Annotated in this window: 19 protein-coding genes; 13 read left to right on the top strand and 6 right to left on the bottom strand. The window is 64.3% G+C overall.

Features of this window, described 5'->3' with window-relative positions:
• Positions 1-59: 59 nt before the first annotated feature.
• Entirely contained in the window at positions 60-203 is a 144-nt protein-coding gene (locus JT360_RS30345; protein WP_214476670.1) for a hypothetical protein, read from the top strand.
• 126 nt (positions 204-329) lie between these two features.
• Here the strand turns inward: JT360_RS30345 and JT360_RS30340 are convergent, their stop codons facing one another.
• Complete coding sequence (locus JT360_RS30340) at positions 330-2,543, bottom strand: cation:proton antiporter domain-containing protein (RefSeq protein WP_214476682.1); 2,214 nt, start codon at positions 2,541-2,543, stop codon at positions 330-332.
• 213 nt (positions 2,544-2,756) lie between these two features.
• Positions 2,757-3,449 carry a DUF2270 domain-containing protein gene (locus JT360_RS30335; RefSeq protein ID WP_214476668.1) on the bottom strand — a complete coding sequence of 231 codons (693 nt, stop codon included), beginning with the start codon at positions 3,447-3,449 and terminating at the stop codon, positions 2,757-2,759.
• 609 nt (positions 3,450-4,058) lie between these two features.
• Between JT360_RS30335 and JT360_RS30330 the strand changes: the two genes are divergently transcribed.
• Positions 4,059-6,173, top strand: a complete 2,115-nt coding sequence (locus JT360_RS30330) for a glycosyl hydrolase 108 family protein (RefSeq protein ID WP_214476666.1) — start codon at positions 4,059-4,061, stop codon at positions 6,171-6,173.
• Positions 6,174-6,291: 118 nt separating this feature from the next.
• Positions 6,292-8,934, top strand: a complete 2,643-nt coding sequence (locus JT360_RS30325) for a T6SS phospholipase effector Tle1-like catalytic domain-containing protein (RefSeq protein WP_214476664.1) — start codon at positions 6,292-6,294, stop codon at positions 8,932-8,934.
• An 8-nt stretch (positions 8,935-8,942) separates the two neighbouring features.
• Here JT360_RS30325 and JT360_RS30320 read toward each other — a convergent pair whose 3' ends face one another.
• Positions 8,943-10,166, bottom strand: coding sequence for an MFS transporter (locus JT360_RS30320; RefSeq protein ID WP_214476662.1), 1,224 nt, complete (start codon positions 10,164-10,166; stop codon positions 8,943-8,945).
• Positions 10,167-10,263: 97 nt separating this feature from the next.
• Between JT360_RS30320 and JT360_RS30315 the strand changes: the two genes are divergently transcribed.
• From JT360_RS30315 to JT360_RS30270, 10 genes are all read left to right on the top strand, one after another.
• A complete protein-coding gene (locus JT360_RS30315; RefSeq protein ID WP_214476660.1) occupies positions 10,264-11,172 on the top strand; it encodes a LysR family transcriptional regulator in 909 nt (302 codons plus the stop codon).
• A gap of 234 nt (positions 11,173-11,406) precedes the next feature.
• On the top strand, positions 11,407-11,928 hold the full coding sequence (locus JT360_RS30310; RefSeq protein WP_214476658.1) for an Hsp20/alpha crystallin family protein: 522 nt from the start codon (positions 11,407-11,409) through the stop codon (positions 11,926-11,928).
• Positions 11,929-12,054: 126 nt separating this feature from the next.
• A complete protein-coding gene (locus tag JT360_RS30305) occupies positions 12,055-12,789 on the top strand; it encodes a gamma-glutamylcyclotransferase (RefSeq protein WP_214476656.1) in 735 nt (244 codons plus the stop codon).
• Between the two features lie 91 nt (positions 12,790-12,880).
• Entirely contained in the window at positions 12,881-13,204 is a 324-nt protein-coding gene (locus JT360_RS30300) for an ArsR/SmtB family transcription factor (protein ID WP_214476655.1), read from the top strand.
• Positions 13,201-13,632, top strand: a complete 432-nt coding sequence (locus JT360_RS30295; protein ID WP_214476653.1) for an SRPBCC family protein — start codon at positions 13,201-13,203, stop codon at positions 13,630-13,632. The genes JT360_RS30300 and JT360_RS30295 overlap by 4 nt, the downstream gene beginning before the upstream one ends.
• Before the next feature lie 189 nt (positions 13,633-13,821).
• Complete coding sequence (locus JT360_RS30290) at positions 13,822-14,214, top strand: VOC family protein (RefSeq protein WP_214476651.1); 393 nt, start codon at positions 13,822-13,824, stop codon at positions 14,212-14,214.
• Positions 14,215-14,252: 38 nt separating this feature from the next.
• Positions 14,253-14,474: a hypothetical protein gene (locus tag JT360_RS30285; protein WP_214476649.1), complete on the top strand. Its 222-nt coding sequence runs from the start codon at positions 14,253-14,255 to the stop codon at positions 14,472-14,474.
• Between the two features lie 23 nt (positions 14,475-14,497).
• The gene (locus tag JT360_RS30280) at positions 14,498-14,932 is read left to right on the top strand and encodes a DUF1801 domain-containing protein (protein ID WP_214476647.1); all 435 of its coding nucleotides are present in this window, start codon (positions 14,498-14,500) and stop codon (positions 14,930-14,932) included.
• A 135-nt stretch (positions 14,933-15,067) separates the two neighbouring features.
• A complete protein-coding gene (locus tag JT360_RS30275) occupies positions 15,068-15,466 on the top strand; it encodes a DUF1801 domain-containing protein (protein ID WP_214476645.1) in 399 nt (132 codons plus the stop codon).
• Positions 15,467-15,750: 284 nt separating this feature from the next.
• Positions 15,751-16,899 carry an acyltransferase family protein gene (locus JT360_RS30270; protein ID WP_250889177.1) on the top strand — a complete coding sequence of 383 codons (1,149 nt, stop codon included), beginning with the start codon at positions 15,751-15,753 and terminating at the stop codon, positions 16,897-16,899.
• Between the two features lie 27 nt (positions 16,900-16,926).
• Here the strand turns inward: JT360_RS30270 and JT360_RS30265 are convergent, their stop codons facing one another.
• From JT360_RS30265 to JT360_RS30255, 3 genes are read right to left on the bottom strand one after another with little or no spacing between them, the layout of a single operon-like run.
• On the bottom strand, positions 16,927-18,915 hold the full coding sequence (locus JT360_RS30265; RefSeq protein WP_214476643.1) for a glycoside hydrolase family 127 protein: 1,989 nt from the start codon (positions 18,913-18,915) through the stop codon (positions 16,927-16,929).
• A 22-nt stretch (positions 18,916-18,937) separates the two neighbouring features.
• The gene (locus JT360_RS30260) at positions 18,938-19,795 is read right to left on the bottom strand and encodes a carbohydrate ABC transporter permease (RefSeq protein WP_214476642.1); all 858 of its coding nucleotides are present in this window, start codon (positions 19,793-19,795) and stop codon (positions 18,938-18,940) included.
• Positions 19,795-20,724, bottom strand: a complete 930-nt coding sequence (locus JT360_RS30255; RefSeq protein WP_214476639.1) for a carbohydrate ABC transporter permease — start codon at positions 20,722-20,724, stop codon at positions 19,795-19,797. The genes JT360_RS30260 and JT360_RS30255 overlap by 1 nt, the downstream gene beginning before the upstream one ends.
• Between the last annotated feature and the right edge of the window lie 200 nt (positions 20,725-20,924).

The following is a 20,924-nucleotide window of genomic DNA, read 5'->3' as shown; positions in this document are numbered from 1 at the left end:
TTAATTCGGCCATGCTGTTAATAAGCGCGCGCTAATAAGTGGCCCGCGTGGGGTACGCAATGACCAAGAATCTCGGCAATGCACGCTATGTGCCGCCCAAGGACACAAAGGCTTCCCTGTTCAGCAAGGCCGCGCCGGCGCTGTTCCCGCTCGTCGTGGCGGCGCTGGGCTACATGATCGGGCGACAGTTCTTCGGCATATAGAGCAATTCCAGGAAAAGTGTGAAACGGTTTTCCGTCCGGAATTGCGTCAAAACAAAGAGATAGAGGGATTCACTGTTTCCGTGAAACGGTGAATCCCTCTAGGTTCCGGCTCTTACGCCGAAGCTGTCAGGCACCGATCTCGGCCGCCGCCTCCTCGGTGCTGGCTTCCGCCCGCCTGACACGGTCGCTGGCCAGAAGCACGACCGGGCAGGCGACCGCGTCGAGCACGGCTGTCGCGGTGTCGCCGAAGAACAGCTCTTCGCCCGGCCTTTGCGTGACACCCATAACCACCATCGCGGCGCCCTTGGCCGCTTCCCTGGCGATCGCCTTGTCGGGCGTCGCGCGGGCGCGGATCGCGGTGTCTACGGCGAGGCCGTACCGGTCGGCGAGATCGGCGACGTCCTTCAGCACGGCTTCCTCGCGGCGGTGCGAAACCGAGCTTGCCCGGCTGCTTTTCCGGGCCTGTGAGACATAAAGCACCTTGACGCGGGCGCGGTGCGGACGCGCCAGGGCCAAGGCGAAATCGGCGGCGCGCCGTGCGACCTCGGTGCCGTTGACCGGAACCAGAACGGTTGCGCCGGCGCGCAGCATCGGCATCTTGCCGGTGGATCTGGCGCCATTCAGCACCAGGCACAGCGGGCCGTGGAAACCGCTGGTGATGTCGTTCAGCGCGCCGCTGAAGCTGCCATTGTCGGTCAGCGCGTTCTCCAGTCCGACCAGCAAAAGGCCATAGCCCTTGCGGGCTTCCGCGGCGATCGTCTCAGCGGTGGCTTCAAGCTCGGTGCGGGCGGTGAGGTGGACCTTGTCGACGGGTGTGTTATCAGCCTTTCTGACGGCCCTGGCGCTTCTGGCCGCGCCCTTCTTGACCTCCATCGAGGCCCGCTCCGGACCCTTGTCGCGGGCAGAGCCAGGCAATTCGGCGCCCTCGAGGTGGAGAAGCGTGGTCGGCATGCCTCTGCCGCCACCGACGAGGCCGGCGAGATAAGCGGTGAACTTGCCCGCCGGGCTGTCGTCGACCAGCAGCAGCAGCCGTTCCAGCCTGGAGACGAAGCCGCGTTCGTCGAGCAGTTCGCGGTCGACGCGCTGTTTCTCGGCATCGCCGACCGGCAGGCGGCCAAGCGCCCAGCGCAGCATCGGCGGCATGGCGAGCGTGGTGATGACGGCCATGGTGACGATCATCGTGAACAGATTGTGGGACAGGATGTTCATCGACAGGCCGATGCTGGCGACGATGACCTCGGTCGAGCCGCGCGCGTTCATGGCGCTGCCGACCGCGGTGGCTTCCTTCAATGACATGCCGGCAAAACGGCCGCCGATGAAGGCGCCCGAGAATTTGCCGATGCTGGCGATCACCACCAGCGCCAATGTCAGCAATGCAAGCGTCGGATCGGCGAGCACGGTGAGATCGGCGGAAAGGCCGGCCATGCCGAAGAAGATCGGCATGAAGAGCGCGGTGATGACGCCGCGCAGCTGGCTCTCGATATGGTCGGACAGGATCGGCGATTCCCCGACCAATATGCCGGCGACGAAGGCGCCGAGCACGGTGTGCACGCCGATCAGATTGGTGATCAGCGCCATGGCGCCCATGATGATCAGGATCACTGATATGACGGCGTATTCGCTGCGGAAAGAATCGTTGCTCCAGCGGATCAGCGTGAACACCAGGCGGCGGCCGATGGTGAAGGAGAACACCATGAACAACGCGACCTCGGCCACCGTGGTGATGAGCGGCACCACCTGCAGACTGCCATTGGTGGCGATGCCGAAGGTGACGGCGATGATCAGCCAGCCGATCGTGTCCTCGATGATGGCCGAGGAGATGATGACCTGGCCGAGATTGCGGCGCATGAAGTTCATTTCGCGCACCACCATGGCGACGATCTTGACCGAGGAGATCGAGAGCGCGGTGCCGAGGAACAGCCCGGCGACGACGCGCTGCGTCGGGTCGGGCAGCAGCGTGCCGGGCAGGATTTGCGCCAGCGCGAAGCCGCAGGCAAAGGGCACGACGACGCCGGTGATCGAGATCGAAAAACAGGCGGCACCGACACGGCGCACCAGACGCAGATCCGTCTCCATGCCGGTCAAGAGCAGGAGCAGCAGGATGCCGAGCTGCGAGACGGCATCGATCATGCTTTTCTGCGCCGGGTCGGTGGAGAAGATCAAATGCTGGGCGTCAGGCCATATCAAGCCGAACAGCGACGGGCCGAGCAGGATGCCGCCGATCAGCTGGCCCATGATCGCCGGCTGGCGGTAGCGCTGGAAGATTTCGCCCAGGCCGCGCCCGACCAGAAGCAGAAGCACGATCTCGGCGACGAACAGCCCTTCCGCCGAGCCGCCCATGCCGGAGGCATGTCCGGCTGGCTGGGCGGCAAAGGCCTGTGCCGCCGAGACCAGCACGGCCAGCAGAACAGCGGCCACAACGCTGCGTGACGTCGTTGCCGGTGGACGGTTCATAGGTGCCCTCAAACGCCGCGGCGGACTGACCATGACAACGCGCAGCCGGCATTTGCGTTGCAGCCGTCAGATATCGATGGCGGACGTCAGGCATCGAACTCAGACGTGAACATCGCCGAAGGTGAGCTCGCCGTCGTCGCCTGACGCGAAAAGGACGATGGCGAGCAGCCCGACGTAGAATACGGCCACGATCGCCACGATCGCGATGCCCGGAATGGGGCCGAGGGCGGCGCTGTCGACGGCCTCGCGCAGCGAACCGACGAAGCCGGTCCGCACACCTGCGGTTTGAAGGCTGGGCGTCGATATCTTCAGCACCCAGGCCAGCAGCAGGATGAGGAACAGGTAGATGTAATTGCGGCGCAGGCGGCGCGTCAAGGCAGCGCGCTGCGACAGCAGGAATTTCGGCGCACGCAAGCCTTCGCCGACGATGAGCAGCCAGTCCGAGGCGAAGTCGGGCTGCGGGGAGAAGATCTGTGCGAAATAGTGGCGCTCGAACTGACGCACGCGGGCCCGGTAGAAGTCGAAGAACCGGTAGCGGCGCGCCTCGATCCACAGAAGCAGCAGGATCAACAGCATGGCGAACAGCAGCACGCCATGATGCGCGCTTGCCGTCGACAGCGACACCGAAAGCAGCGCCGCCACGACGGTGATCGCCCAGTTCGTCGTCCGGTCGAGCCGATCGCGCCATCCAGCCATGCGCGCGATCTCGGCGCGGTGGAAATGCGACAGCGTGCTGACGCGTTCGGCCGGTGTAAGCACCGGCCCCAGAGGCTTCGCCGAGGCATCGTTCATAGTACCCTCCCGGCAAGAATTAGAACAGTTTGCGGGCAACATCGTTCCCTGGAGCATGATGCCGAAAAGTGTGAAGCGGCTTTCACGGACAAACGGGAACCGTTTGTCCAGACATCATGCTCTATCTCTTTGATTTAGAGGCGGATTCAGATTTCAGGTCGATTCGACCTGAAATCATCCGACTCTGCCGGCTGCCGCCGCGAACAGGTGGATGGTGGCGACTTGCTGGTTGACGCGATCCGGGGGAGCAATCCTGTTGTGCCACTAGTCATCGGCCGTCGCTTCCTGGAGCATCGGAACTTTTCAATAGTTTAAGAGAATAGCCTTTTAGAAGAAGTTGAATGTCTTCTATTACAACCGAATCATCGTCGCTTGACATATTAGGCGATATAAGAATACGATTTGGAGTTGCCGAATTGGGGGGCTCCAATGACGGACATTTTTGTAAGCGCGAGCTTGCTCGCTCGCGCTGCGAAGAGGAATGGCTATGCCGTTCCTGCTAAAGGTTTGATCTTCTTTGGCATTCGCGGCTTGTCTCCAGATCGTCCTTTTGAGAATACTTTCGCGCAAAGTCAGCCGGCGCATTTCAGCGCCTACGATTTCCGCCACATGCGCTGCACTCTTGGGCAGTGGAATGTGGACTCGGGCGAAGTGGCGCTGTTTCCCGGTTCGACCGTGCCGTCACTGCCCAACATCACGAATGCCAAAGCCAGGGGCGGATCCGGCACCAACCTTTTGATGCCTGGCCGCTTCGAGCATGAGCGCGGCACACACAAGGCCGGCAAGCAAAGCGGCCACAGGGCCTTTCGCGAAGCGTCCTTCCAGCCGGTTTGGCGCACCGCCGACAATCTGGATTACGATCTTCAGGACAGGCTGGATTTCGGCTCGAGTTCGGGCGATTTCGTCTGGGACAATATCCATTGCGCCTATTACGACAATCCGGAGACAGGCTATTCCAGCGCCGGCTGCCAGGTGGTCTGCGGTTTGCCGCAATCGCCGGCGCGCGGCATGGCGCCGGAAACCGGCCCTTGGCGTGCCTTCATCGACAGTGCCTACGGCACCAAGCAGAGCCGTTTCGTCTATCTGCTGTTCACGGCCGAGGAATTGTCGTCCCTCGACAAGGTTGACGACACGGTGCTGAAGCAGGTTGTCCGCTTCGGATCGTCAGGGGCGCTCGCCAAGAAAGTGCAGCAGGCGCTGGTCAAGCAAGGCCATTTGCAGGGCACGCCGGACGGCGTCTTCGGACGGCTGTCGCTGATGGCGCTGGTCGATTTCCAGAAGCGCCAGTTTGGCGCCGGCGCCGCCGATGGCGTGTGCGGAGAGATATCGGCGGCCGCGCTTGGCGTGGATCTTCCCACCATCGCCAACGCCGGCACCGCGCCAATACCGGCGGGGCCTGCCGAGCAGGCGACATCAGGCAATCCGGATCTTCCCGACGAGACCGATCTGGCGCCCGATGTGCTGACGATGCTGCTCGTCGCGCTGGGCCTGCAGCCGCCAACCGGCACGCCGGCAGGCCCGGCAACGCCAGCTGGCCAGGCGACCGGCTCGGCCCAGCGAGCCGGCACTTCGACAGCCGGCCAGGCAGCGGCATCGCCACCGGCCGATGGCGGCAGGGCCAATTTCGAGCGAGCCCAGGAAATCGTTCGCGAATTCGAAGGCGGCTATTCCGACGATCCGAAGGATCCGGGCGGGGCCACCAATTTCGGTATCACCTTCAGGACGCTTGCGGCGTGGCGAGGCAAGCCGGTCACCAAGGCAGACGTCGCCAACATGTCGTACCAGGAAGCCAAGGAGATCTATTTCTCGCAATACTGGTCGAAGTCGTCCTGCGGTGCGATGCCTGGTCCGCTGGCGCTTGCCGTCTACAATGTCGCCGTTCATGCCGGGCTTGGCACCGCGGCAACCTATCTGCAGAAGGCGCTCAACCGGAATGGCTCGGCGGTTGCTGTCGACGGCGGCATCGGCGGCGAGACATTGGGTGCGATCCCGGCAGCGCCGCTGGCGGACGTGATCAGCAGCGTCATCGACCTCTACGACGCGAAACTGCGCGCGCATCCCAATTACGAGCATTTCAAGAAGGGCTTCAATCGGCGCGTCAACAAGCTGCGGCTCGAAACGGAACGCTGGCTTGAGGAAGACGGCGAACAGACGCTTCCGATACCGATGCCCAAACTAGGCGAAGAAGGGGATCCTGTCGTGACGGACAAAGTGAGCGAATTCATTCAGGCGCTGCTGGCTGCGCTTCAGCCGGGTGCAACGACAACGACGACACCGGCAATCACGACGCCGGCAATCACGACAATAAGCACCACGCCGGCAGCAGGGGCGGGGACCACCGTGGCGGCGGCTGCCAGTCTGGCGGTTCTCCTGCGTCAACTGGCGCAAGGCCTGGGCGGTAATCCTGTCGTCCTGCCGCCGGATTCCGCGGCCACCAACGTCCTCACGCCCGTCAATGGTGCGCTCGGCCAATGGCTGGGAAAGCTGCTCGATGGGCGCAAGAGCGCGCTCGGGATCATTGGAGTTCTGGCAAGCGCCTTGCTCGCGCCGGCAGCGACCGGAGCAGGGGCGGGGGCGGCGACCACATCGCCTTTGGGCGAACTCATTCCGCTCATCGGCTCCATACCGGGACTGGCGCCTATCTTGATGCCGGTATCGTTGGCGCTCACGGCATGGGGTTTGCTCGGCAAGATCGATAAATACGTGCGCGCCGTAAAGCAGTAGGCCGACGCCGGGAAAGAGGTAGCAACGGTGCGCCTCCTTTACTGAACGTCGGCCGAGGGGCGAAGCCATCGACAGGGAAGACCTGTGGCGAAAATGCCGTTCAGGCGGGGGGCAGGAGATGGGCAGGAACATCGTCGTCTTTGCGGACGGCACCGGCAACAGCGCGGCCAAGGCGTTCAAGACCAATGTCTGGCGCCTCTACCAGGCGCTGGACCTGACCGGCGCCGACCAGATCGCCGTCTTCAGCGACGGCGTCGGCACCTCGCAGTTCAAGCCGTTCGAGATCATCGGCCTGGCGCTCGGCTTCGGCGTCAAGCGGCGGGTGCTGGCGCTCTACAAGTTCCTCTGCCTCAACTATGAGCCGGGCGACAAGATCTTCGCCTTCGGCTTCAGCCGCGGCGCCTTCACCATCCGCGTGCTGGTCGGCATGATCGCGCGCGAAGGGCTGGTCGACTTCAAATCGGAAGAGGAACTCGACCGCAATGCGCTCGCCGCCTACCGGGCCTACCGGCCGAAGGCTTTTCCGGCATGGCAGCCTTGGGTGGTGTTCGCCCGCTTCGTGCGCGACCGGGCGGTCGACCTGTGGAACGAAATCACCGGGAGCCGCACCTACAAGCAGGTGCAGCCGAAGGCATCCGCCCCTCGCTCGGCCGGCAAGATCCGCATCGCCTTTGTCGGCGTCTGGGACACCGTCGCCGCCTACGGCCTGCCGGTCGACGAGCTGACCAAGGCGGTGAACAAATGGGTCTGGCCCATGACATTCGAGAAGAGGGGCCTTCTCGATGCCGTCGATTGCGCCAGGCAGGCCTTCAGCATTGACGACGAGCGGCGCACATTCTTCCCGATCCCGTGGAACGAACCTGCACCGATACTGGATGCGGCTGTCCGGGAAAGGGCGGAGGAGGTCGCCGATCCACGCCTGCTGCAGGTCTGGTTCGCCGGCTGCCATGCCAATGTCGGCGGCGGCTACCCCGACGACCGGCTTGCCCATATCCCTTTGTGCTGGATGATCGGCGAGGCCGCCGAGCAAGGGCTGCGCTTCAAGGCGGACACGGTCGCCGATTATTGGGACTATGCGTCCGAGGCCGGTCGCATCTATGATTCCCGTTCCGGCGTCAGCGTCTTCTATCGCTATCATCCGCGCGACGCCAAGCAGTTGATGGGCCCAGGCGTGACGCCCTTGGTCGATGCCAGCGTCATCATCCGCATGGCGAAAGGAAACGACGATTACGCGCCGATCGCGCTGCCGGAGCATATTGAGGTGCTGTCGCCGCTTGGCGTACGGGTGCCTTTCACGGGTATGCCCGAGGACGGCCGGGCGCCGGTGGACAAGGCTGCCATCGTCGACAAGCTGCCGCTCCCGGCCGGGCGCAAGCGCAGGCTGGCCAGCATGGAGAAGAAATTCCGCGACGCGCTGGCCATGCTTCAGGAGAAAGACACCGGCAGCGCCGAGGTGAACGACGTGCCGGCCATACAGCGGGGGAAAGGCACTGGCAGCCACAAGCAGCCTTTGGAGAGCCGTCTGGAACGCATCCGGCTGATGCGGGACACGGTGTGGTGGCGCCGTGGGCTCTATTACGCCCTGCTGTCGATCGCCGTCCTGTTCCTGGCGTTTCCGCTGCTTGCCGGCTATGTCACGCTCGACGTCACGGGTCGGCTCGACCAATCCGCGGGCGGCCTCGTCGGGCCTGTGATCGGCCTGGTCAGCGGCTTCCTGCCCGGCATTGCCGCGCCGTGGGTGGATGCCATGGCCAAGCATTCGATCCTGGCGGCGGGGCTGGGCCTCGTCCTCGGCGTTCTCTTATGGGTCAACGGGCTCTTGCGTACGCGCATCAACGACCGGGCGCGATCGGCCTGGAATGTCGCGGTCGACGGCAGTGCGGATGCGCTGCAGTCAAACCGAAGCGATGCGCACCGGCGCACCTCGCTGATCGGGACGGTTGTGCTCGGCTTCGGCGCCCTGGCCCTGGGGTTGGCCGGGAATTATGCGGCCGGCTTCTTCGCCGTAGGCTTCATCGGCTGTCTTGCGACCTATATGGTGCTCAGCCGGCGCGGGCCGCGTACGGATGTACCGCCAACGCCTGTCTCCTTGCGCATCGCCCGTGCCATCCGCACGAACAGCCTCGCCCGGTCGGTCTACGAAGGTTTGCGGGAATATGTGCTGCCGGCGGTTTTCCTGCTGCTGTCGGCGGTTCTTCTGCTGTTTGCGGCCAACAAGGCCACGTTCGAGGTTGCCGATTCGATGGGCGCTTTCTGTGCCGATCCCGCGATGCCAAATCCGGCCGGAGCCGAAAGGTTGACGGGAACGCCGGCCAGGTTCGGCACAGTCGACATGTGCAGCGACACCGGCAACTGGCTGCAGGAAGGCGTCCGCTACGAGGTGGCGATTTCCATCACCGATGCCTGGAAGGACGGCGACGCGTTATGCGCCGACACGCGTGGTGTCGAGAAGAGCAGCGTCAAGCATTATCTGGCTACGCTGATGAAGCGCTGGTGGGCGGAGCCGTATTTCAAACCGATCGCGCGCGTCGGCCGGTTCGGCAATGACGAATACGTGCTCAATGCCGTCGAGCCGGTGATCCCCGGACAGTGCGCGAACACGACGCTGACCGCCGAGATCAAGCCCAAGGCATCCGGCGAACTCTATCTCTATGTCAACGACGCCGTCATCGGCTTGCCGGGCGTCTATAGCTTCTTCTACAGCCACAACAATCAGGGATCGGCCGAGATAAGCGTCAGGAGGGTGAACCCATTTCCCTGAGCCAGCCGTCACTCCGGCCCGCCGATCCAGTCGACCAGCAGGGCGGCGAGGCCAAAGGCGGCGCCGATAGCGCAGACCGCCGGCCAACCGGCCCAGGTCCAGGCCATGCCGGCCAGCAATGAGCCGACGGCGCCGCCGATGAAGAAGATGCCGACGAAGAGGCCGTTGAGGCGGCCGCGTGCCCTGGGTTGAAGCAGGTTGACGGCGCGGCGGCCCAGCGTCTGGTCGCCGGTGACGCCGATGTCGAGCAGCACGGCGCTGATGCCCATCAGCGCGAGCGGCAGCCATCCGGTTGAGGGTCCGCTGGAACCAGCCCAGGCGGCGAGCGCCATCGCGCCGATCAGCACGAGATGGCAGGCGACGGTGGCGAATCGCGTCCAGCCATGGTCGCCGGCGCGGCCGAACAGCGGCGTCACCACCGCACCCCCGGCGCCGACCAGCGCGAACAGCGCAATGCCGCGCTGGCCGAGGCCGAAAGGCGGCTGCGCGAGGCGCAAGGCGACCGCGGTCCAGAACAGGCTGAACGCCGCCATCACCAGGGCTGCCGTCAGCGCGCGGCGCCGCAGCACCGGTTCGTTGCGCAGCAGGCCGAACAGCGAGGCGATCAGCGCGCCATAGGACGATTTCACCTCCGGGCGCTGCTGCGGCAAGGTGAAGGCGAGCACGCAGGCGAGCAGGACTAGCGCGGCGGCGCTGAGGCCATAAAAGGCGCGCCAGCCCCAGGCGTCGGCGATGAGGCTGGCCAGCGGCCGCGCCAGCAGGATGCCGATCATCAGCCCGCTCATCACATCGCCGATGACGCGGCCGGCCTCGCCGGGTGGCGCCATGGAAGCTGCGATCGGCACCAGGATCTGGATCGCCGAACAGGCGGCGCCGAGGACGAACAGGACGATCAGCAGCGCGGCGGCGGTGGGCGCGAAGGCGGCGACGCCAGCCGCAAGAGCGGCCGTCAGGAGCATGCGCAGGATCAAGGCGCGGTTCTCGGCGAGATCGGCCATCGGCACCAGGAAGAACAGACCGGCGGCATAGCCGAGCAGCGTGGCCATGGCGACGAGGCCGACGCTCGCGGCACTGGCGCCGAGCGACGGGCCGATCAGCCCGACCAGTGTCTGCGGCGCGAACAGATTGGTGACGATGATGCCGACCGAGGCGGCGAAGAGCAGTGTCTGCGGGCCGGTGATGGTTGCAGCGGTCAGCTGCCCGGCCAACTGGCCATCCTTGGTATCGAGCATGAAGTCCTCATGAAGCCGCATATCGTGCGAGGACTTTATGCCGAAGCGTTATCATGCTACAATTCAATCAATTCGATAATGATTATGCGAGATGCGCATGAACATCCATGACCTCGAAGCCTTTATCGCCGTGGTGGAAACCGGCTCGATCGTCGGCGCCTCAGCCAGGCTCAACCTCACCCAGCCGGGCGTCACGCGCCGCATCCAGAACCTCGAGGACGGGCTGGCGACGGCGCTGCTCGACCGCCAGTCGAAGCCGCTGAAGCCGACGGCTTCCGGGCGCGAAGCCTACGAACATGGCCGGCGCGTGCTGCGCTCGCTGGAGGATTTGAAGGCCGGCGTATCGCCGCAAGGCGAGGTCAAGGGCGAATTCCGCCTGGGCGTCATGCCCTATCTGTCCGACGCAGCGCTTGCGCTGCCGCTCGACAGCCTGCGCGCCGCCTTTCCGCAGCTGACGCTGCGCATCAGTTCGGGCTGGTCGCCAAGGCTGGTCGAGCAGGTGGCGCGCAGCGAACTCGACGCGGTGGCCGTGTGCCTTGCCGAAGGCCTGGCGCCGCCGGACGAATTGGTCTGCGACGATCTCGGTGTGCAATCGGTGCTGCTGGTCGCGTGCCCCAGCCTTGGCGTGCCGAAGCCGGCGAACCTTACCGAGCTGTCGCGCTTTGCCTGGGTGATGAACGAGAATGGCTGCGGTTTTCGCGCCTTCATCCGGCAGAGTTTCGAGGCGGCGAGGCTGCCGTTCCAGGTCGGCGTGGAGGCGCTCAGCGTTGACCTCAGAATGTCGCTGGTGGCGCGCGGCCACGGCATCGGCATCGTCACGCCGGGCGCCTTCGCCGACAGCCGGTGGCGCGACGCGGTCGAGGTCATCGACTGCCCCGACTTCAAGCCGCAAGTACGCGCCTGGCTGCTGCACCGCCCGCCGGCAGGGCGGCTGAGCCGGCCGATAGAGCTGTTTCGGGATGCGCTGATCGATGGGCTGAACGTGCCGATGCCGCTGGTGTCGTAGGCCGGGCGGTGAACTTGCATTGCCCCTATGAGGACGTCGCCGGAACCTGAGGATGAGGCGAGGCTTGCAAGCCCCCGATCACATTGCATTACCGGGTCTTGACCCCAACCGCGACGAACCCCAAATCAACTATACCGGTTATACCGGTGCCAACGCGGGCGCCGGTATCATGGGCGCTCCGCGTTGGTGGATGGTCTTGCGACCATCGACAGGACCAAGAAAGGAGCAAATGCCATGACCATTCGTGATCTAATGCCATGGAGCCGTGAAAGCAGCCAGGCTCCAACCCTCTTCCGCGACCGCGACCAGGACCCGTTCATGGGTCTGCATCGGGAGATGAACCGCTTGGTCGACGACATGTTCCGCGGCTTCGATTCGCGGCTTCCGTCCCTGAGCAGGTTCTCTTCGTTCGGCGGTGGTTGGCCCAGCGTGGAAATCTCCGAAACCGACAAGGAGATCCGCGTGACGGCCGAGATAGCCGGCATGGAAGAAAAGGACATCGAGGTGTTGCTCGCTGATGGCGTGCTGACGCTGCGCGGTGAAAAACAGGCCGAAACCAACGACAAGGAGCGTCAGTTCTCCGAGCGGTTCTATGGACGCTTCGAACGCCGCATCCCGCTCGGCTTCGAAGTCGAAGAGGACAAGGTGGCGGCCGATTTCCGCAACGGCGTGCTGTCTGTCACCTTGCCGAAAACCGAGAAGGCACAGAGCAAGACAAAGCGCATCCCAATCGGCGGCAAGAGCACCAAGCACTAGAATAGATCGGCCAGGCGTGCGCGTCGCGCACGCCCGGGCTCGGCCGCAAGATTTCGCGCCTGTCGAATGAACCCTTGAGAATCCCCCAGCCTTCGGCAACATGGCGGCAAGGCTGGGAGCGCTGGGATGAACGATGGTATTTCGTCTGTATCGTCACGCAAATCGGCGCCGCGCAAGGCACTGATGGCGCTGACGGAGGACCTCGTGGCGCGCACCTTGCGCGTGGTCGAGGATGCCGGGCCGACGCCGGGCATGGTCTATATGATCGATGCCGACTATGCGCGGTTTCGCGACGAGATCCTGGCCTCGGCACCGGCCGGGCCGCTGAAATTGTTCGCCTATGGCTCGCTGCTGTGGAAGCCGGCCGGCGAGGTGATCGGTGGCGAACGGGCGGTGGCGAGAGGCTGGCACCGGTCGTTCTGCTTCACCGTGCAGCGCTTTCGCGGCACGCTCGATCAGCCGGGCCTGATGATGGCGCTCGACCGCGGCGGCCAGTGCCAGGGCATGGTGTTCGAGATCGCCGAGCCGATTGCCGACAATCTGGAAGCGCTGCTGCGCCGCGAGATGACCATCCTGCCCGCCGTCAACGTGCCGCGCTGGCTGCAGGTCAGGACCGAAGGCGGTGTCTCGCGGGCGCTCGGCTTCGTCGTCGACCCCGCCAATCCGCGCTATGCCGGCACGCTGGACAAACAGGAGATCGCGGCGACGCTGGCCCGGGCTGTCGGCCACTGGGGCTCGGGCGCGCAATATCTGTTCGAGACGATCCGCCACCTCGACGCCTGCGGCATACGCGACCGCAATCTGTGGCACCTGCAGGAACTGGTCGCCGAGGAGATCGGGCGCGCCCATGCCGCCGTCTAGGCTTCCGCCGGCCGCTCCAAATCTTCTGCTTGACGAACATATATCCCTGCGGTTATACGTCAACCAATAGCCAACGGGTTATCGATCTGACATGCCGGACGCTCATGACATGCTCTTCAGGACGCTCGCCGACCCGACCAGGCGGGCGATCTTCGAGCGGCTGTGCCGCCAGGGCGAGCAGACTGTCGGGGCGCTGACGACGCAGTCCGGCGTCTCGCAGCCGGCCGTGTCGAAGCATCTTGGCGTGCTCAAGCAGGCCGGGCTGGTTCGCGACCGCCATGAGGGCCGCCAGACGCATTACAGCGCGCAGCTCGGCGCGCTGGCGCCGTTGATGGACTGGACACGTGAGATGGCCGGGTTCTGGGAAAGCCGGTTCGACGATCTCGAGGATTTGCTCAAAAGGATGGACCAGTGAACGATAGTGCCAAGGAGAACCGCACTGTCGTCGTCGAGCGGCAGATTTCCCATCCGCCCGAAAAACTCTGGCGCGCGCTGACGCAACCGCATCTGATGGAGGAGTGGCTGATGAAGAACGATTTCAATCCGGTGGTCGGGCATCGCTTCAACATCAGCGCCGATTGGGGCGGCGTGCTGGACTGTGAGGTGCTTGCCGTCGAGCCGCACAAGACGCTGTCCTACACCTGGAACCTCGCGCACCAGGACCCGGCCTTCAATCTCAGAAGCGTGGTGACGTTCACGCTGACGCCGACATCAACTGGAACGCATCTGCGCATGGAGCAATCGGGCTTCCGGCCCGAGCAGAGACGGGCCTATGGCGGCGCCAAAACCGGCTGGCCGCAATTCCTGGAGAAGCTGGAACAGCTTCTGGACCGGACGGACTGAGGTCTAGAGCATGATGCCGAAAAGTGTGAAACGGTTTTCGGGCGACATCATGCTCTATCTCTTTGGTTAGAGGCGGATTCAGATTTCAGGTCGATTCGACCTGAAATCATCCGGCTCTAGCGGCGAGATTGAAACCACAGCTGACTTCACAGGGCGGGCCGCCGCCAGCAAAACCTATGGAGGAATCCGATGAAGATCAAACTGACCAGCATCTATGTGGACGACCAGGAAAAGGCGCTTGCCTTCTACACCGGCGTGCTCGGCCTGACCAAGAAGGCAGATTTCAGCAACGGACCGTTCCGCTGGCTGACGGTCGCCTCGCCGGACGAGCCCGAAGGCACAGAGCTGCAACTGGCGCTCAACGACAATCCGGCGGCCAAAACCTACCAGCAGGCGATGTTCGAGCAGGGCCAGCCCGCGGTGATGTTCTTCACCGACGACATCAAGGGCGACCACGAGCGCATCACGGCAAGCCGCGGCACGTTCACTATGGCGCCGACCGAGGTGACTGGCTCGACCATCGCCAAGCTGAATGATGGCTGCGGCAATCTCATCCAGATCACGCAGTTGGCGCGCTGGTAAAGGCGTCCGATTTGAACGCATTTCCAAAGGAGGTAGCATTGGACTGGAGCAAATGGATCAGGCAAACGCATCGCTGGTTGTCGATCATCTTCACGGCAACCGTCGTCGCCAATTTCGTCACCATGGCCTTTGGGCAGCCGCCCGCCTGGGTGGTCTATTCGCCACTCCTGCCGCTCTTCCTTTTGCTGTTCAGCGGCCTCTATATGTTCGTGCGGCCCTATATTGCCAGGGGACGCGGCGTGCAGCGGGCGAACGGATAGGCCAACGGACAGGAAGGGAAGGCATGGCAAAACCGACCAAACCCGCCGCCAGGGCTGAGCCGAAGCTGCTTTCCGGCGGCAACCCGCGGATCGCCAAGGGGTATGGCGATGCTCCGGTGCAGGCGTATATCGCGGCCATGCCGGGCTGGAAGCGCGAGATGGGCCAATGCCTCGACGCGCTGATCGAGCGCGCGGTACCAGGGGTCCAGAAGGCGGTGAAATGGAACTCGCCGTTGTACGGCGTCGAAGGCGAGGGCTGGTTCCTCGGGATCCATTGCTTTGCCCGCTACATCAAGGTGGCATTCTTCCGCGGCCTGTCGCTCGATCCGGTGCCGCCTGGCGAATCCAAGAGCAAGGACACGCGCTACCTCAACATCCATGAGGACGACCCGTTCGACGAGGCCCAGTTCAGCGCCTGGGTGAAGCAGGCAAGCCAATTGCCTGGCGAGCGCATGTAAGCGCTGGAGCATTTCCGGCGATAACAGGGTCGCCTCCAACACTCTATCTATTGGTTTTTACGCAATTCCGGACGCAAGACCCCTGCACACCTTCGCTGGAATTGCCTTATGTCTGAAGTTGGAAGGAGAAACGGCATGACGACCACCGGATCGCAGGAGAGCAAATCTGCCTCCGAGCTCATCGACGGCAGGATCAAGGAGCTCGGCGACTGGCGCGGCGAAATGCTCGGCCGGCTGCGCACGCTCATTCACCAGACCGATCCCGATGTGGTCGAGACGTGGAAGTGGCGCGGCGTGCCGGTGTGGGAACATGACGGCATGATCTGCACGGGCGAGACCTACAAGAGCATCGTCAAGCTGACCTTCGCCAAGGGCGCGGCGCTGCCAGATCCGGGGTGCCTGTTCAACTCCAGCCTCGAAGGCAACACACGTCGCGCCATCGATTTCCAGCAAGGCGAGGAGATCGACGAGGAGGGTTTCAAGGCACTCGTACGCGCCGCCGTGGCGCTGAACAAGTCGAAGGACAGAAGGTAATCTCGTCACAGCCTTTTATCTATTGCGGCCGGCGTCGGCGCTGCCCCTCACCTGCCTGCCGGCATCCTCTCCCCGTAAACGGGGCGAGGGACGCCATGGCCGCCGCTTTCGCCAACTGTCAGCGTTGGAAGAAGGGCGCCGGCGTTGCGGCCAGCCCCTCTCGCCCCGTTTACGGGGAGAGATGTCCGGCAGGACAGTGAGGGGCAGCGCCGACGGCCAATGATGGCCCGCCGGCACCGGCACCTCGCCGCCAAAGGCCGGGCGTTTACGATCTGGGAAGCTTGATGGTGCTAGATATCGCCGAGCTGGCCGGGTTGGCCGGTCCCGGATGGATTGCCATGAACAGCCCGATGCGCATGCCGTGGGTGGACACGGCCAAAGGCCTCTCGATCATTCTCGTCGTTATGATGTACTCTGCCTACAACACCGGCGAGTACACGGGCGGCGTCGGCTTTCTCCACTATGTCATCGGCTTCGCGACGCCGTTCCGCATGCCGGAATTCTTCCTGATCTCGGGACTGTTCCTGTCGCAGGTGATTGACAGGCCGTGGCGACGCTATGTCGACCGGCGCGTCGTCCACTATCTCTATTTCTACGTGCTGTGGGCGATCATCTCGATCGGGCTGAAGATCGGCATCTTCAGCCGGGATCCCGCCGGTATGCTGCACGATTTGGCAATGGCTGTCGTCCAGCCCTATGGCGTGCTGTGGTTCATTTACATGCTGGCCGTGTTCGGCCTTGTGGCAAAGCTGCTGCGGCAGTTTGGCGTGCCCGCCTGGATCGTTATCCCGCCTGCTGCCGCGCTGCAGATGTGGGCGCCGCATCCGGACAGCTACGCGGTTGAACAATTCGCGGCCTATTTCGTGTTCTTCTACCTCGGCTTCGTGCTGGCGCCGCTGGTGTTCCGGTTCGTCGAATGGACGCAACCCCGCCCGGCGCTGGCCGTCGCCGGCTTGGCTTTGTGGGCGGTTGTGAACGGCCTGCTCGTCTATTCGCCGGGTTATGCCATGCAGCCGGTCGGCATGCAGATGGGGCTGGCGGCATGGCCGCCGCTGCATCTCACTTTGGCCGTCACTGGCGCGGTGGCGCTTTGCGTGCTTGGTGGTTTCCTGTCGCGATTCCCCGCCATGGAATGGCTGCGCTGGCTCGGCGAACATTCCCTGGTCGTCTATGTCGCCTTCACCATCCCGATGTCGCTGTTCCGCGGTGCGGCGCTGGCGAGCGGCCTCCTGACCGACACGGGCATGCTCAGCCTGGCGGTGCTGCTCGTCTCGACCGTCAGCCCGGTGGTGCTCTACTTCATCGTCAAACGCGTCGGCTTCGGCATGTTCCTGTTCGAGCGGCCGGGTTGGGCTCATGTCGACAGGAGCGCTGCGCAACCCGCGCCGAAAACAGCGATGGCTTCCGCCGCCGCCCAATCAGGCCTGAAATAGTCGAGTAGCATAGGCCTGGGTCTGGCCTCAGCCATCCCGCAGCCACACCAGCATCTCGCCGGGCTCGCGGTTGTCCCAGGCGAAATAGGGGATGGCGGTGAGGCGCGTTTCGACGCTGGCCGGCGGTTCGGAACGGTAGAGCCCGTTCTGCCAGCCGTCGCCGGCATCAGCCAGCGCGGTGGCTGAAAGCGTCACCACGCCGCCCAGCAGTCCGGGCGCCTCATGCGCCTCTATGCCCGCGGCGCGCGGTAGTGTCAGGCGATGCAGCCGGCTGTCATTGTCTGATGCCTCGACGCAGTAGATCAGCGGCCCGCGCGACAGCGCGACGCGGCCGGCATCCTGCCTGACCTCGGGATTGGCGTAGAGCCGCTCGATCGGCATTTCGAGATCGAGCCGGACGCTGTCGCCCTTTTGCCAGACGCGCCGGATCGCGGCATAGCCGTCGCTGGTCACCTCATTGAGGTCGATCGCCTCGCCATTGACCTCGAGCCTGGCGCCGGAACTCCAGCCCGGCACGCGCAGGTGCAGCGTGAATTCCTCCGGCGTTTGCGGCTCGACCGTGATCGCGACGGCGCCGTCCCAGGGATAGCGGCTCGCCTGGGTCAGGCTGACCGGCGTGCCCGCTATGTCGAAGCGGGCGGTGGAGTCGCCGTAGAGGTGGACGGCAAGTGCATCGTCCGCCAGGCTGTAGAAATAGCTGCCGATGGAAGCAACCATGCGCCCGACATTGGGCGGGCAGCAGGGGCAGCGATGCCATTTCCACCTGTTGTGCCGGCCCCGGCTCTCCAACGGGTTTTCGTAGAAGAACAGCGAGCCGTCGAGCGACAGGCCCGAGATCGAGCCATTGTAGAGCGCGCGCTCCATCATGTCGGCGTAGCGGGCGTTGGGGCCCATGCCGAGCATGCGGCTCGCCCAGAACACCAGCCCGACCGCCGCGCAGGTCTCGGCATAGGCGCTCTCATTGGGCAGGTCGTAGTCGCTGGTGAAGCCCTCATTATGCGCCGACGGTCCAAGCCCGCCGGTGATGTAGAGGTTCTTGGTGGTGAGATCGTCCCACAGCCGGTCGAGCGCCACCCGCAGTGAGTCGTCGCCATATTCGGTGGCGATGTCGGCCATGCCCGAATAGAGGTACATGGCCCTGACAGCATGGCCGACGACCTTGTCCTGCTCGCGCACCGGAATGTGCGACTGGCTGTATTCATAGGTCTTGAAATGATAGGCCTTCGGATCGGCGCCACGGGCGCGCGCCTCCTCGTCGAAATAATGCGGCGGCTGGCCGCGCTGATCGATGAAGTATTTCGCCAAATCCATGTATTTCCGCTCGCCCGTCACCCGCGCCAGCTTGACCAGCGCCAGCTCGATCTCCTCATGGCCGCAATAGCCCTTCTTCTTGCCGGGCTCGGGGCCGAGCACCGAGGCGATGTGATCGGCATAGCGGCACATGATGTCGAGCAGCTTGCGCTTTCCCGTCGCCTGGTAGTAAGCGACCGCGCCCTCGATCAGATGGCCGGCGCAATAGAGTTCGTGGCAGTCGCGCAAGTTTGTCCAGCGCTTGCCGGGCTGGATGCGCTGGTACCAGCTGGAGAGATAGCCGTCCTCCTGCTGCAGTTTGCCGTACATGTCGATGACGGCGTCGATCTTCTTCTCCAATTCGGGGTTTTTGCGCCGGTAAAGCGAATAGGCTGCGGTCTCGATCGTCTTGCCGAGATCGGAATCCCAGAACATCTGCGTGGTGACAGTCGAGCCGGTGAACTCGGCGCCCTGGCGATCCGCTTCGTCGGGCGAGGGCGAGTGGAAGGGAATGACCACGCCGGGCGAGGGCCGGTCGGGGTCGATCTGCTCCAGCATGCGCGCTTCCACGCAGCGGTCGTAGAGGATGTCGGCGGTGCGCGTCGCCACCGCGTCGGCGCGGTCGCCCCAGAAGCCGTGCACGTCGACCTGCGGCACCGGCAACGGGCGGAAGGCGAGCTTGGGTTTTCTCGTCGCGGCGGGCCGCGGGGATGGCGATGCGGTCATGAACTGGACTCCATTCGGTCGATTACTTGACGGCCCCGGCCATCAGGCCGCGGATGTAGAAGCGCTGCAAAGCGAGAAACAGGATCAGGCACGGCACCATCATGACGGTGACGCCCGCCTGCACGGCGCCCCAGTCGATGGCGCCGAAGCGGCCCGACTGCAGTGCGGTCATCATCACCGGCAGCGTGAATTTGGACTGGTCGGTCATCAGCACCAGCGCGGCGAGGAACTCGTTCCAGGCGCCGAGGAAAGCAAACAGCGCGATTGTGACGACGCCAGGCCAGACCAGCGGCAGCATGATCTTGACCAGCATGGTGGCGTTGCCGGCGCCGTCCATGCGGGCCGCCTCCTCGATCTCGCGCGGCACCGCGTCGAAGGCGTTGCGCATCATGAAGATCGAGAACGGCAGCTGCAGCGTCACATAGACGCCGACCAGGCCGGTCAGCGTGTTGTGCAGGCCAAGCTTGGTCAGCACCAGGAAGATCGGCGTCAGGATCGACTGGAACGGGATCATGATCGTCGACAGGATGAGGACGAAGAACAGGTCCTTGAACGGGAAGCGGAAGCGCGAGAAGCCGTAGCCGGCCAAGACGCTGACGATCACCGACAGCAAGACGGTCATCACCGAGACGTAGATGCTGTTTTGCGCCGAAGCCCACAAACCGTCGCCGAAGGAGTTGAGCGTGGCGTAGTTTTCGAGCGAGAAGCCTGATGTCGGCCATGGCGGCAGCGGCGGCAAACGCGCCTCCTGCGCCGGCTTGAAGGCCGACAGCGCCGTCCACACGATCGGCGCCACGAACAGCACCGAAGCGATGATGCCGGTGGAGTGCCTGGCGAAGCGGGCGGCGAGCTTGCCCCGGGCTGATATTGCCTGCGCCATCAGTCGAGACCCTCGGGTTTGCGCAGCAGCCAGAGCTGGATGAGGCTGAGCGCTACCAGGATGACCAGCAGCACCATGGAAAGTGCAGCGCCATAGCCGAGCTTGAACGACACGAAGGACTGGTTGAAGATCCAGTAGACCGCTGTCAGCGTCTGGTTGCGCGGCCCGCCGCGCAGGATGATGTAGAACTGGTCGAAGGCCAGGATCGAGCCGGCGACCGACAGGATCAGCGCCAGCGCCAGCGTGCGGCGCATCAGCGGCAGGGTGATCGCCCGGAACCGCGCGAACGGCCCGGCGCCGTCGATGACGGCCGCCTCCTGCAAATCCTGCGGGATCGATTGCAGGCCGGTCATCAGGATGATCATGGTGAAGCCGGCGACCTTCCACACCACCATGGCGATGATCGACCAGAAGGCCGGCTGGAACGTGGCGAGCAGGTTGAACTTCTTGTCGATCAGGCCGAGGTCGTAGGCGGCCGGGCTGAACAGGCCGGAATCGACGTTCAGGAGCCACGACCAGAGCAGGCTCGCCGAGGCGAAGCCGACCACCGCCGGCATGAAGAAGGCGGTGCGGTAGAGATTGGTCAGCGGACGCGGTTTTTCGATGAAGATCGCCAGCGGAAAGGCGACGGCGAAGATCGCGATGGTGACCACCACCGTGTAATAGCCGGTGAATTTGAGCGCGTTCCAGAACCTGGTGTCGCGCAGGATGGCGACGTAGTTGTCGAGGCCGATGAAGGAATGTTCGCCCATCAGCGGCCAGTTGTGCAGCGACATCCATGCCGTCATGCCGAGCGGGATGACGAAGAACACCATCACCAGCGCCACCGCCGGGGCGACATAGAGAAGGCCGATCCATTGCCGCCGCCCGGCGCCGATCAGTTTTCGGGCGCGGGGCGGGGCGGTGGTTGCTGCTGTGATGGAGGTCATGGTTGGCTTGTTCTTCCGAAGGATCCAGTTCGACGCCCTACCTCCCCCTTGGGGGGAGGTCGGACCGCCGGTCCCGGGGGGGGGCCGGGGCTGTCCCCCCCCCCCCCCCGCCCCACCGACCCCCCCCCCCCCGGGGAGGGGGAGGGGCGCGCCGGCCCCCCCCCCCGGGCGCACGCGCGCGGGCCGCGGGGGGCGCGCCT

It is taken from the genome of Mesorhizobium sp. dw_380 (assembly GCF_018588885.1).
Taxonomy (GTDB): domain Bacteria; phylum Pseudomonadota; class Alphaproteobacteria; order Rhizobiales; family Rhizobiaceae; genus Mesorhizobium.
This window is presented reverse-complemented; position numbering and strand designations above follow the sequence as displayed.

What these genes read in the sequence shown, in the direction of transcription:
- JT360_RS30345 (WP_214476670.1), top strand. Translation starts at nt 60, where the DNA reads ATGACCAAGAATCTCGGCAATGCACGCTATGTGCCGCCCAAGGACACA.
- JT360_RS30340 (WP_214476682.1), bottom strand. Translation starts at nt 2,543, where the DNA reads ATGGGCGGCTCGGCGGAAGGGCTGTTCGTCGCCGAGATCGTGCTTCTG.
- JT360_RS30335 (WP_214476668.1), bottom strand. Translation starts at nt 3,449, where the DNA reads ATGAACGATGCCTCGGCGAAGCCTCTGGGGCCGGTGCTTACACCGGCC.
- JT360_RS30330 (WP_214476666.1), top strand. Translation starts at nt 4,059, where the DNA reads ATGCGCTGCACTCTTGGGCAGTGGAATGTGGACTCGGGCGAAGTGGCG.
- JT360_RS30325 (WP_214476664.1), top strand. Translation starts at nt 6,292, where the DNA reads ATGGGCAGGAACATCGTCGTCTTTGCGGACGGCACCGGCAACAGCGCG.
- JT360_RS30320 (WP_214476662.1), bottom strand. Translation starts at nt 10,166, where the DNA reads ATGCTCGATACCAAGGATGGCCAGTTGGCCGGGCAGCTGACCGCTGCA.
- JT360_RS30315 (WP_214476660.1), top strand. Translation starts at nt 10,264, where the DNA reads ATGAACATCCATGACCTCGAAGCCTTTATCGCCGTGGTGGAAACCGGC.
- JT360_RS30310 (WP_214476658.1), top strand. Translation starts at nt 11,407, where the DNA reads ATGACCATTCGTGATCTAATGCCATGGAGCCGTGAAAGCAGCCAGGCT.
- JT360_RS30305 (WP_214476656.1), top strand. Translation starts at nt 12,055, where the DNA reads ATGAACGATGGTATTTCGTCTGTATCGTCACGCAAATCGGCGCCGCGC.
- JT360_RS30300 (WP_214476655.1), top strand. Translation starts at nt 12,881, where the DNA reads ATGCCGGACGCTCATGACATGCTCTTCAGGACGCTCGCCGACCCGACC.
- JT360_RS30290 (WP_214476651.1), top strand. Translation starts at nt 13,822, where the DNA reads ATGAAGATCAAACTGACCAGCATCTATGTGGACGACCAGGAAAAGGCG.
- JT360_RS30280 (WP_214476647.1), top strand. Translation starts at nt 14,498, where the DNA reads ATGGCAAAACCGACCAAACCCGCCGCCAGGGCTGAGCCGAAGCTGCTT.
- JT360_RS30275 (WP_214476645.1), top strand. Translation starts at nt 15,068, where the DNA reads ATGACGACCACCGGATCGCAGGAGAGCAAATCTGCCTCCGAGCTCATC.
- JT360_RS30270 (WP_250889177.1), top strand. Translation starts at nt 15,751, where the DNA reads ATGGTGCTAGATATCGCCGAGCTGGCCGGGTTGGCCGGTCCCGGATGG.
- JT360_RS30265 (WP_214476643.1), bottom strand. Translation starts at nt 18,915, where the DNA reads ATGACCGCATCGCCATCCCCGCGGCCCGCCGCGACGAGAAAACCCAAG.
- JT360_RS30260 (WP_214476642.1), bottom strand. Translation starts at nt 19,795, where the DNA reads ATGGCGCAGGCAATATCAGCCCGGGGCAAGCTCGCCGCCCGCTTCGCC.
- JT360_RS30255 (WP_214476639.1), bottom strand. Translation starts at nt 20,724, where the DNA reads ATGACCTCCATCACAGCAGCAACCACCGCCCCGCCCCGCGCCCGAAAA.